This window comes from Thalassotalea psychrophila (assembly GCF_031583595.1).
GTDB lineage: Bacteria > Pseudomonadota > Gammaproteobacteria > Enterobacterales > Alteromonadaceae > Thalassotalea_A > Thalassotalea_A psychrophila.
The window spans coordinates 1,637,851-1,649,823 of record NZ_CP134145.1 but is presented as its reverse complement, the minus strand read 5'-3'; the positions used below and the strand labels follow the sequence as shown (position 1 = coordinate 1,649,823).

The following is an 11,973-nucleotide window of genomic DNA, read 5'->3' as shown; positions in this document are numbered from 1 at the left end:
TTTTTTGCAACAATCATTGTTGTTGTCGCTTATTTAGAGCCGGGAAAAATCGTTAATAATTGCTATGCTCATTAACGATAATAAAATCAGTGCTCCAATTTTAAATCCAACTTCTTGTATTTTTTCTGATACAGGCTTTCCGGTTAAAAGCTCTATAACATAATAAAGTAAGTGTCCGCCATCAAGTATTGGTAGTGGTAAAAGATTAATTATGCCCAAATTAATACTAATTAAGGCTAAAAAGCTTAAAAAGTAAACAAGTCCAATACCAGCACTACTTCCTGCCCCTTGAGCTATAGAGATCGGCCCACTCAAATTATCTACACTTACATGACCAGTAATTAACTTACCTATCATGTCAAAACTTAAGACAATTAAATTCCATGTACTGTCTACAGCTTTCCCCATGGCCGCAATTGGGCCATATGAGATTTCCAATTTATGACTCTCTGGCCAAGGGTCAACTTTTGGTGAAACACCAATATACCCAACATTACGACCATCAGTATGCTGACGAGTTCCCACCAGCATATCAATTTTTTTCAAATCTCCACTTCGAACAACGATGAGTGTAACCAAGCGGTTCGAATTTTGTTGAATAATATCAACAAAAGCCTGCCAATTACCATACAAATCAACGTCATTTGCTGAGATAATTTCATCACCAATAATTAGCCCCGATTTTTCACCGGCTTCACCTTCAGCAAGTAATGCAACTATTGTTGACGTTTTAGGTAAAAACGGCTCGATACCAAGACTGTGCATTGCTGATGTTTTACTAGGCTCAAATTGCCAATCAACTGTATTAAGCTTTTGATTACTAACATAAGTTGAATCTAGAGCACGAGTTGAAAGATTGATCTCAGCCTCGCCAATTTTGCCAACAAGTGCCATATTAACGGCTTGCCAATCTGGGGTTTCCTGACCGTTGATTGCCATTATTTGGGTATTTGCTTTTACCTCTCCCTGCTCCGCGATAGAGCCCTGGGTAATATCGCCAATAATAGGTTTGAGCGATGTCATTCCTATTAAAAACATCAAATAAAAGGCAACGATAGCAAATAAAAAGTTAGCTATTGGCCCCGCAGCAACGATTGCTATGCGCTGGTAAACACTTTTTTGATTGAAAGCAAACTGCTTGTCTTCTTCGCTTACATCATCGATTCGTTCATCTAGCATTTTTACATAACCGCCCAGAGGTATTAGGGCAATGACATATTCTGTACCTTGCTTATCAAATTTTCGCCATAGTGTTTTACCAAAACCAATAGAAAACTTTTCAACGCGTACGCCACATTTACGTGCCACCCAAAAATGGCCGTATTCATGAACAGTTACTAACAAACCTAAAGCAACAATGAATGAACCTAAGTTCCATAAAAACTCAAACATATTAACTATTTCCCTTAAGGTTTATCACTTGTTGGTATGCTGCAGTTCGAGCTTTATTATCTAATTCAATGACATCATCAATAGTTTGAATTTTTGTATCAATAAACTTATCCATCACCGTTTTATTTACACTAGCAATATCATTAAAAGTAATATCATTATTTAAAAATGCATCAACAGCAACTTCATTCGCAGCATTCAACGCTGTACAAGCGCCTTGTCCTGCTTTACATGCATTTATTGCGAGCTTTAGATTTGGATAACGTTCAAAGTCAGCTTGCTCAAATTCAAAACTTTTACAGTTAAAAAAATCAAAAGGTTCTACACCTGATTCAATTCTTTGTGGAAATGCTAACGCATGAGCAATTGGAGTGCGCATATCAGGATTGCCCATTTGAGCAAGTACACTACCATCTTTGTATTGCACCATTGAATGAATTGTACTTTGTGGATGTAATACAACCTGAATGTCTTCAGGCTCAAGATTAAACAACCATTTAGCTTCAATAAATTCTAAACCTTTGTTCATCATAGTGGCAGAATCTACTGATATTTTACGGCCCATATCCCAGTTTGGATGGGCACAAGCTTGCTGTGGAGTGATATTAGAAAATTTTTCAAGGGGAAGAGTTCTAAAAGGACCGCCAGAGCCGGTGAGCAAAATTTTGCTGATACCAGAGTCGGCTATTTCTGCCATGCCAATATTATTTTGTATATTGATTGGTAAACATTGAAAGATAGCATTGTGTTCGCTATCAATTGGCAATAACTGAGCGTTAGAGCTCTTCAGAGCATCGATGAATATCTGACCAGAGGTTACCAGTGCTTCTTTATTGGCAAGCAAAACTTTTTTATCGGCTTTAACAGCAGCTAATGTGGGCAACAGGCCACTTGCACCAACAATTGCAGCCATAACCACATCAATACTCGCGCTACTGGCAAGATCAGACAAGGCATTATGACCAGTTAAAACTTCAATACTATGAATATCATCTTGCAGTAACTTAAGCTTTAATTGCTCGGCAGATAATTCATCAACCATAACGACAGTTGTTGGTTTAAATTCAACACATAGCATATGCATTTCATCAACACGAGTATTCGCACTTAAGCTAACTACGTTGTATTTATCTGGATGTCTTTTAACAACGTCTAAGGTACTAAGACCTATCGAGCCCGTTGCCCCCAACACACATAAGTTTTGCATGTTAATAATTGCCTACCAGCCGAATAAAACGAAACATAAAGCAAACACAGGAGCCGTTGCCGTTAAACTATCAATCCTGTCTAAAATACCGCCGTGTCCAGGCAATATAGAACCGCTATCTTTAACACCAGCTTGTCGTTTCAACATGCTTTCAGTTAAATCGCCCACAACAGAAACAACGCTGATCAATAGCGCTAAGGCAATCGCCAACATAATTTGTTGGCTTGTCCAAGAAAAGATAAGTCCTGTTATTAGCGCAACCAAAGCCGCAGCAATATTACCACCCACAACCCCTTCAATGGTTTTACCAGGACTAACATTGGGCATAAGTTTATTTTTACCAAATCGTTTTCCGGCAAAGTATGCGCCTATATCGGCACACCAAACAAATGCGAACAACAACAACAGTAAATATGTGCCATGAAATTCATCCATAAGCTGGCCATTTGATCTAAGTATTAAAAAAGCCAACCAAGTAGGGGCAAGCGTTAATATGCCAAACAAACCGCGAATGCTGCGATGAGAAGTCCAAAAAGAAGAGTAACGTGGATATTTAAAGATCATAAAGATAGTCAATAACCACCAAACAGCTGAAACGTATAATACGTTTAACGCCATAGGATTAATCCTGCCATCAAGTGTCCATAACTCTTGTGGTGGTATCACTACCCATAAACCAATAATACATAACGCTACGGCACTAACAAAAGCAGTGCGACGAGTTTTAGTATCAAAGCCCATTAAAGGCCCCCACTCCCATGCACCAATAGATAGCACAACAAGTAAGGCAGCTGCCAAGTTTGGCAGTGACAAAAAGAAGATTGCGGCAATGGCTAACGGAACCAAAATTAAAGCCGTTAAAATACGTTGTTTTAACAAACGTGAATCCTTTTAATCTGATATCGATTTAATCAAATAGCTGACGCTAAATTAACAAAGAGTTATTGATAATATCGATATTATTGTGCTTTTACCTGTTCACCGGTTTTTCCAAAACGTCGCTCTCTATTTGAAAACGACGCTAGCGCGTCTTTAAACGCTTCCTTGTTAAAGTCGGGCCATAACATATCAGTAAAGAAAAATTCGCTGTAAGCCGCCTGCCAAAGCAAGAAGTTACTGATACGATAATCTCCACCGGTTCTGATCAATAAATCAAGATCAGGTAAATGCGATAAATTTATATATTGATTAAGCATATGCTCATCAATATCAGCTACATTGATGTCGCCATTAACAGCGAGTTGAGCGATTTTTTGTGTTGCTTGGCTAATATCCCAGCGTCCACCATAATTAGCGGCGACAGATAAAACCAGTGCATCATTATTTTTAGTTAGCTGCTCTGCATCAACTATTTTTTGTTGTAATTTTTTTGAAAAACGAGATTTATCGCCAATCATTTGAAAACGAATATTGTTTTTATGCAGTTTTTTCACCTCTCGGGTTAAAACAAACATAAACAAGTCCATTAATACACTAACTTCCTCTTGAGGTCTTAGCCAATTTTCACTGCTAAAAGCAAAAAGGGTTAGTGCTTTTACACCTAGTTCTCTAGCGCCACTCACGCAATCACGTACCGATTGTACTCCAGCGCGGTGCCCTGTCACCCGGCCTTTACCTTGTAACTGAGCCCAGCGACCATTGCCATCCATGATAATTGCCACATGTTGTGGCAAAGGCATTTGTTCACTATTATTTTTATGCTCAATAGTAGTCACATAAGTTCCATTTTATAAAAATGCCGTAAACGGTAAATATTCTAAAAGAACATATAGAGTTACGGCTTTAATAATAGATAATTTAATTGTTTATGAATTAAATTTCCATTAATTCTTTTTCTTTAGCTGCAGCTAAGTCATCGGCTTGCTTGATATATTCATTAGTAATTTTTTGAATATCATCTTCAGCTTGACGTGACTCGTCATCACTGATTTCTTTTTCTTTATTTAAAGATTTAATGTCTGAATTTGCATCACGACGGATGTTACGAATAGCAACTTTACCACCTTCAATTTCACCACCAACAACTTTCACTAAATCACGACGACGTTCTTCAGTAAGCGGAGGTAATGGGATACGAATTAGCGTGCCTTGTGATGATGGGTTTAAACCTAAGTCAGACTTTAAAATAGCCTTTTCAACTGCACCAATCATTGTTTTATCAAACACTGAAATGGCAATAGTACGAGCATCAGGAGTAGAAACACTACCTACTTGACTTAACGGAGAGTCAACACCGTAATACTCAACAGTAATATTATCTAATAATGAAGTATGAGCACGACCTGTTCTAATTTTATTTAATTGGCCTTTTAATGCTTCAACACTTTTACCCATACGAGTTTTAGCATCTTGTTTAATTTCGTTAATCAAAATGTAGTTCCTTTTTACTTTAAGTTTTTGCTATAGAAAGCAATTAGTTTTTTATATTGCGCTCTATAAATAAATTTTTATTCTACGGTCTGATGATCTTTCAACAGCCCCTAATTATTTACTAAAATTTTCTCTATGATCAATCACTGTACCTTCAGTGCCGCCCATAATAATTGATTTTAAAGCACCTTCTTTATTCATGTTAAATACACGAATTGGCATAGAGTGATCGCGAGCTAGAGTAAATGCAGCTAAATCCATCACTTTTAATTCTTTATCTAAAATCTCGTCATAAGTTAAGTGAGAGTATAGTTCTGCATCAGGATTTGTAACAGGATCAGCAGAGTATATACCATCTACTTTAGTACCTTTAAATACTGCATCAGCATCAATTTCAATACCACGTAAACATGCGGCAGAATCAGTAGTAAAGAAAGGGTTACCAGTACCAGCAGAGAAAATCACAACTCGACCAGATTTTAATAAGCTAATTGCTTCTGCCCAGTTATAGCTGTCACAAACACCGGTTAAATCAATGGCTGACATTAAACGTGCATTTACAAAGGCACGATGAAGTGCATCACGCATAGCTAAACCATTCATAACGGTAGCAAGCATACCCATTTGATCGCCCACAACACGATTCATACCTGCTTCAGCCAAACCAGCACCACGGAATAAATTACCGCCACCGATAACTAAGCCTACTTGTATGCCCATTTCAATCAGTTCTTTGATTTCTTGAGCCATACGATCAAGAACTTTAGGATCAATTCCAAAGCCTTCCTCCCCCATTAAGGCTTCACCACTAAGTTTTAATAAAATACGACGATATGTTGTTTTTGGGTTGACGCTCATAAAATAAACAATCCTGTGATAAATGGGGTGTTAGGCCAAAAAATAACCGTAATTCAATGCCTAATCGAATCGGGCTATTTTAATACCAATTGAATTTTTTATCTACTGATAAATAACGGCAGAAATCTATTAGGAGATTTTTTAGCTCATATATACCCGTTATCATTCAAGATGCAGGTTCAAAATACGTTTTGAGTGCTTGAGCGACTCCAATACAAGACGAGGTTTAGTAAAGGCTATAAACAACAAAGCTCTGTCATTTTCATGACAGAGCTTTGTAACTGGTTGCAAAACTTGCTTAGTAGTTTAAAGGTAAACCTATAAATTAGTTAGCAGCCTTAGCAGCAGCGATTTGTGCTTCAACTTCAGCAGCAAAATCTTCTTCTTTCTTAGCAATACCTTCACCTACTTCTAGACGAACAAATGCAGAAACAGTTAGACCTTTCTCTTTTAAAATAGCGCCAACATTTTTCTTTGGCTCCATGATAAAGGCTTGACCAGTTAAAGAAATTTCACCAGTAAATTTCTTCATACGACCAATGATTATTTTTTCAAGTAAATCAATTGGCTTTTTCTTCTTTTCATCAAGAGCTTCATTTTCAGCTTTTAAGATTTCAAGTTGAATGTCTTTTTCTTTTGCAATAACTTCAGCAGATACATCTTCAGCATTGATGTATTCAGGCTTAGAAGCAGCAACGTGCATTGCAATGTGCTTTAACGACTCAGCGTCACCAGTACCTGCAACAACAACACCAATAGTGCCACCGTGAATGTAAGATGCGCTCGCACCTTCAACATAAGATACACGACGAACGTTGATGTTTTCACCAATTTTAGTTACAAGAGCAATACGCTTCTCTTCGAATTGAGCTTGTAGCTCTTCGATAGTAACGTTATTAGCTGCAGCTGCGTCAGCTACTTCGTTAGCAAATGCTAAGAAGTTACCGTCTTTAGCTACGAAGTCTGTTTGACAGTTAACTTCAACTAATGCTGCAACACCATTGTTATCTTTAATGATGATTGCGCCTTCAGCTGCAATGTTACCAGCTTTTTTAGCAGCTTTTGCTTGACCAGACTTACGCATGTTGTCAATTGCAAGTTCGATGTCACCATCAGTTTCTTGTAAAGCTTTTTTACAATCCATCATGCCCGCGCCAGTGCGATCACGAAGTTCTTTAACTTGTTTAGCAGTAATTGCCATGAGTTAATTCCTTAAATATCTGTAATAAATTAGAAAGAGGCTCAAATGAACCTCTTTAGAAGAAAATATTAAATCGAAAGATTTAATTATTCAGCTTCAACAAAACCGTCTTTTTCAGCAGCTACAGCGATGTTAGTTTCGCGACCTTCGATTACAGCGTTAGCAGCTGAATCTAAGTATAAGCTTACTGCGCGGATTGCATCATCGTTACCAGGAACGATAAAATCAACACCGTCAGGGTTTGAGTTTGTATCAACAACAGAAATTACAGGGATACCTAAGTTGTTAGCTTCTTTGATAGCAATGTGTTCATGATCAGCATCGATGATGAATAATGCATCAGGAAGACCGCCCATGTTTTTGATACCACCAAGGCTTTTCTCAAGCTTTTCCATTTCACGAGTACGCATTAATGCTTCTTTCTTAGTAAGAGCATCAAAAGTACCGTCTTGGCTTTGGCTTTCTAAATCTTTAAGACGTTTGATAGATTGACGTACTGTTTTCCAGTTAGTCAACATACCACCTAACCATCTGTGGTTAACGTAGAATTGATCAGATTTAAGTGCAGCTTCTTTAACTGCATCGCTAGCAGCACGCTTAGTACCAACAAATAAAACTTTACCTTTTTTAGAAGAAACACCTTCTAAAAAGCTTAACGCTTCGTTAAACATTGGAACAGTTTGTTCTAAGTTGATGATATGAACTTTGTCACGAGCACCAAAAATGTATGATTTCATTTTTGGGTTCCAGTAACGAGTTTTGTGACCGAAGTGAACACCGGCTTTAAGCATGTCGCGCATTGATACGTTTGGCATTTTGAATTCCTCTGGGGTTAAGCGTTCATACATTCCATATTTCCGACCTATCGCTACCATCAAGCTGGTAACAGGCACCCCGGAATATGTTTGCCGAATGTATGTGAGTTTAATATTAAATTGTGCGAATAATTTCGCTACAAAATTGCTAAAAATTTAGCGTTTTTCACATCAAAGTAAAATGACTTTTTCAGTGAGCGGCGTTTTATACCACTTTTGCGGGAGAAAAGGAAGTAAAAAGTGCGCTTCAAACGAGAAAATACGGTAATAATGCACTATACGTTTCAGGAGGTCCCGTTCAACTACATAACGGGGTGACGCGGTGTAAGTTAATAAATTATGCGTGCACTCTGAGAAAAAATATGCCGTCATCCCGACGCAGGTCGGGACCTCCTTGCTTATATCGTGGCTCCATTAACATCCTATATAGCATAAGCTCTTAATTTAAGTTATTATTTGCCCCATTATTAAATAGCAAATAAGCGTAATAAAAATAAACGCTTTCAGCCCTTTAAGGAAAACAATGAGTATTGCCATAAAAACTCAGGACGAAATTGAAAAAATGCGTGTTGCAGGAAAATTAGCAGCCCGCACACTTGATATGATAGAGCCATTTGTAAAAGCAGGTGTTACTACCGATGAACTTGATGCTATTTGCGCCAAATTTACTGCTGAAAACGGTGCCTTGGCAGCGCCTTTAAATTATGGTGCAGATCAAAATGGCGACGGTGGTTTTCCCAAATCTATTTGTACTTCTGTAAATCACGTAGTGTGTCACGGTATTCCCTCAGAGCAAACTTTAAAAAATGGCGATATCATCAATATTGATATCACTTGTAAAATTTGCTTAGACCCTGAAGATACACCTGAAGCCGATAAAAAGTATTACCATGGCGACACTTCTAAAATGTTTTTAATTGGTGATGTAACCCCTGAAAATCGACGTTTGTGTCGAATCACTCAAGAAAGTCTTTATGCGTCAATGCGTAAAGTTAAGCCTGGGACAAAGTTTTCAGAAATTGGCGCAACAATCCAGAAGTACATCAAAAAATCGGGTCGTTATGGCATAGTTAAAGATTTCTGTGGCCATGGTATTGGTTACGTATTTCATGAAGAGCCGCAAATATTGCATTATAAAAATGCCGATAACCGTAAAATGCAAGCCGGCATGATTTTTACTATCGAACCAATGATCAATTCAGGTAAAGGCGGCACCAAGCTTGATCCTGATGATGGCTGGACGGCTTACACCGCTGATGAAAAGAACTCAGCTCAATGGGAACATACAATACTAGTAACCAAAACGGGTTGTGAAGTATTAACTCATCGTGATGAAGAAAAAGATATCACTAGAATATTGAATAACTAGTAAAACATAAAACGGCCACTATTGGCCGTTTCGTTTTTCAGGAATAGCAGACACAATTCTTTTGCTGACATTAAAACCAACAAAGTAAAAATTAAGAAGACCTGCATTGTTAAATAATCCAATAATACCAACGCACTTAACTAGCAAATTAGCCCCTGCTGCTGCAATGCTTACAACAGCTGAGCTAGTTGATTTAGGCAGTCAATTTTATCAATGGTTAACTGACTCATTTGCCATCATTGAAGTAACAGAACTTGTGCACGCTCGTGCTGACTTTGTTGATCAAGTATTACAGAAAGTTTGGTGCCAGCATCATTTAGACGAGCATCAAATTACTCTGATAGCCGTTGGTGGCTATGGCCGAGGAGAGCTACACCCTCATTCAGATGTTGACATTCTAATTCTAACTAAAGAAAAAATCACTACTGAAGTTGAAGAATTTATTGGTAAGTTTATTACTGAACTTTGGGATATCCGTTTAGATATAGGCCATAGTGTGCGCAGTGTTCAAGAATGTGTAAAGCAGGCAAATGCTGATGTTACTATTGCTACAAATTTATTAGAGTCACGTCGAATTTGTGGCAACCCGCAACTTGAAGAACAATTAAAGCCACATATACAAAATGCAAAGTTTTGGCCTTCAGATAAATTTTTCGTAGCTAAACGAGATGAACAAAAAAAACGTCATCAGCAGTATAAAGGCGCCGCTTATACTCTTGAACCAAATTTAAAAGCAAACCCTGGTGGTTTACGAGATATACAAACCATTAGCTGGGTGGCCAAACGGCATTTTTTAGCCGATAGCTTAGAACAATTAGTTTCTCTTAAGTATCTTTCTGAAAATGAGTTTTCTGAATTAGACGAGTGTCAGGATTACTTATGGCGAATGCGTTTTTGTTTACACCTAGTTGCTAACCGTAGTGAAAACCGATTACTGTTCGATCATCAAGGTGCTGTTGCTCAAATGATGGGCTTTGGTGAAGATGGTAAGCCCGCTGTAGAACGAATGATGAAGCGTTTCTTCCGAATTATAAACTCAGTAAATGAAGTAAATGAAATGTTATTGCAGCATTTTAAACTAGGGATACTTGGCGCTAAAGATACTGATAAAATTATAGAACTTGATGATCATTTTTCACTAGTTGGTAATTTAATTAGAGTTAAAAACAAACGTAAGTTCATGCGTCCTAAAACCATGATGATGTTATTTTTAATGATAGCAAAACACCCTGAGGTAAAAGGCATACACTCAGACTCTATTCGTTTATTACGTAATTCACGTCGTCGCTTAATTGGTGGTTTAAACGATTATGCAGAATGTCGTCGTATATTTATGGAGTTTATCAAACACCCAAACGGTATGGGTCGTGCGTTTAACTTAATGCATCGCCATGAAATACTAGGCAGTTATTTACCTGAATGGCAAAGCATCGTTGGACAAATGCAGTTTGATTTATTTCATGCTTATTCTGTTGATGAACACAGCTATAGACTCATTAAGAATTTATACCGGTTTAGTTTACCTGAACATAATCATGAATTTCCGCTATGCAGTAAAATAGTACAACAAATTCGTAAACCTGAGTTACTCTACCTTGCCGGTATATTCCACGATATTGCCAAAGGAAGAGGTGGTCGTCACAGTGATTTAGGCGCTGTTGATGCATTAGCGTTTGGTAAATTGCATCAACTTTCAGATCATGATTCTCGTTTAGTTTCTTGGTTAGTTAAGCAACATTTACTTATGTCAGTTACCGCTCAGCGCAAGGATATTTCTGATCCTGAGGTAATAAAAGAATTTGGTGAAATTGTTCGCGATGAAGCTCAGCTTGATTATCTATACTGTTTAACTGTTGCCGACATGCGAGCCACAAATGAAAGTTTGTGGAATAGTTGGAAAGCCAACCTTTTACAAGAACTCTATTTTGCCACTAAAGCAGCATTTAGGCGCGGCTTAGAAAAACCGGTTGAACTCAGAACCAAAATCAGAGAAAACCAACATGAAGCGCTAGAGTTACTTAATGCCAATGATATTAGCGAAGATGTAATAAAACCATTGTGGAAAACGTTCAAACCAGATTATTTTTTACGTTATTCGCCACAACAAATTGCCTGGCATTGCCGACATATTATCAGTCATGATAAAACGAAACCTCTAGTACTTATTAGCGAAAAAGCTTATCGAGGTGGTACAGAGGTTTTTGTTTATACAAAAGATAAGAGTAAAATATTCTCCACAATTGTTTCTTTATTAGGCTTAAAAAAGCTGTCAATTCATGATGCAAAAATTTTGAGTTCAAAAGATGGCTTCACTTTAAATACTTTTGTTATTCTTGATAGCAAAGGTCACCCGATAAAAGATAGCTATTTAGCTGACAACATCAAATCATCGATAACCCATCACCTTACTCAAGATGAGAATATCGAATATCGTAAAATTCCATTGCCGAAAAAATTTAAACAATTTACCTTTCCAACAAGAGTCGGCTTTATTGAGCATAACAATAAAAACATTACCTCTCTCGAAATCGTTGCTATTGATAGACCTGGTTTATTAGCTGAAATAGGCAATGTATTTCAACAATGTGGGCTTAATGTTCACATGGCAAAAGTAACCACGTTTGGTGAACGAGCTGAAGATGTCTTTATTGTATCAAATAAAGATCATTTACCTCTTTCATCAACCGAACAAAATCAGTTAGAATCACTGCTCTGTAATATAAGCTAATAAAGCTTAATGCAAGCGATATACCCAAGCCAC

The 11,973-nt window shown here is 37.5% G+C and carries 10 protein-coding genes; 2 read left to right on the top strand and 8 right to left on the bottom strand.

Annotated features, from left to right (window positions below):
- Nucleotides 1–33 precede the first annotated feature (33 nt).
- From rseP to rpsB, 8 genes are all read right to left on the bottom strand, one after another.
- Nucleotides 34–1,392, bottom strand: a complete 1,359-nt coding sequence (gene rseP / locus RGQ13_RS06860) for a sigma E protease regulator RseP (protein ID WP_348392815.1) — start codon at nucleotides 1,390–1,392, stop codon at nucleotides 34–36.
- 1 nt (nucleotide 1,393) lies between these two features.
- Complete coding sequence (gene ispC, locus RGQ13_RS06855) at nucleotides 1,394–2,599, bottom strand: 1-deoxy-D-xylulose-5-phosphate reductoisomerase (protein ID WP_348392814.1); 1,206 nt, start codon at nucleotides 2,597–2,599, stop codon at nucleotides 1,394–1,396.
- Between the two features lie 12 nt (nucleotides 2,600–2,611).
- Complete coding sequence (locus RGQ13_RS06850; protein WP_348392813.1) at nucleotides 2,612–3,478, bottom strand: CDP-archaeol synthase; 867 nt, start codon at nucleotides 3,476–3,478, stop codon at nucleotides 2,612–2,614.
- 80 nt (nucleotides 3,479–3,558) lie between these two features.
- Nucleotides 3,559–4,305 (bottom strand): isoprenyl transferase, encoded by a 747-nt coding sequence (locus RGQ13_RS06845; RefSeq protein ID WP_405054193.1) that lies wholly within the window; start codon nucleotides 4,303–4,305, stop codon nucleotides 3,559–3,561.
- A gap of 106 nt (nucleotides 4,306–4,411) precedes the next feature.
- Nucleotides 4,412–4,969, bottom strand: a complete 558-nt coding sequence (gene frr / locus RGQ13_RS06840; protein WP_348392812.1) for a ribosome recycling factor — start codon at nucleotides 4,967–4,969, stop codon at nucleotides 4,412–4,414.
- Nucleotides 4,970–5,083: 114 nt separating this feature from the next.
- Nucleotides 5,084–5,827 (bottom strand): UMP kinase, encoded by a 744-nt coding sequence (gene pyrH, locus RGQ13_RS06835; protein ID WP_348392811.1) that lies wholly within the window; start codon nucleotides 5,825–5,827, stop codon nucleotides 5,084–5,086.
- Between the two features lie 325 nt (nucleotides 5,828–6,152).
- Complete coding sequence (gene tsf, locus RGQ13_RS06830) at nucleotides 6,153–7,028, bottom strand: translation elongation factor Ts (protein WP_348392810.1); 876 nt, start codon at nucleotides 7,026–7,028, stop codon at nucleotides 6,153–6,155.
- Nucleotides 7,029–7,114: 86 nt separating this feature from the next.
- Nucleotides 7,115–7,843 (bottom strand): 30S ribosomal protein S2, encoded by a 729-nt coding sequence (rpsB, locus tag RGQ13_RS06825; protein ID WP_348392809.1) that lies wholly within the window; start codon nucleotides 7,841–7,843, stop codon nucleotides 7,115–7,117.
- Between the two features lie 523 nt (nucleotides 7,844–8,366).
- Between rpsB and map the strand changes: the two genes are divergently transcribed.
- Both map and glnD read left to right on the top strand, forming a co-directional pair.
- Nucleotides 8,367–9,212, top strand: coding sequence for a type I methionyl aminopeptidase (map, locus tag RGQ13_RS06820; protein WP_348392808.1), 846 nt, complete (start codon nucleotides 8,367–8,369; stop codon nucleotides 9,210–9,212).
- Between the two features lie 106 nt (nucleotides 9,213–9,318).
- Nucleotides 9,319–11,940 carry a [protein-PII] uridylyltransferase gene (gene glnD, locus RGQ13_RS06815; RefSeq protein ID WP_348392807.1) on the top strand — a complete coding sequence of 874 codons (2,622 nt, stop codon included), beginning with the start codon at nucleotides 9,319–9,321 and terminating at the stop codon, nucleotides 11,938–11,940.
- Nucleotides 11,941–11,973 lie beyond the last annotated feature (33 nt).

Excerpts from the sequence above, each read along its gene's own strand:
- rseP (WP_348392815.1), bottom strand. The coding sequence starts at position 1,392 with ATGTTTGAGTTTTTATGGAACTTAGGTTCATTCATTGTTGCTTTAGGT.
- ispC (WP_348392814.1), bottom strand. The coding sequence starts at position 2,599 with ATGCAAAACTTATGTGTGTTGGGGGCAACGGGCTCGATAGGTCTTAGT.
- pyrH (WP_348392811.1), bottom strand. The coding sequence starts at position 5,827 with ATGAGCGTCAACCCAAAAACAACATATCGTCGTATTTTATTAAAACTT.
- tsf (WP_348392810.1), bottom strand. The coding sequence starts at position 7,028 with ATGGCAATTACTGCTAAACAAGTTAAAGAACTTCGTGATCGCACTGGC.
- rpsB (WP_348392809.1), bottom strand. The coding sequence starts at position 7,843 with ATGCCAAACGTATCAATGCGCGACATGCTTAAAGCCGGTGTTCACTTC.
- map (WP_348392808.1), top strand. The coding sequence starts at position 8,367 with ATGAGTATTGCCATAAAAACTCAGGACGAAATTGAAAAAATGCGTGTT.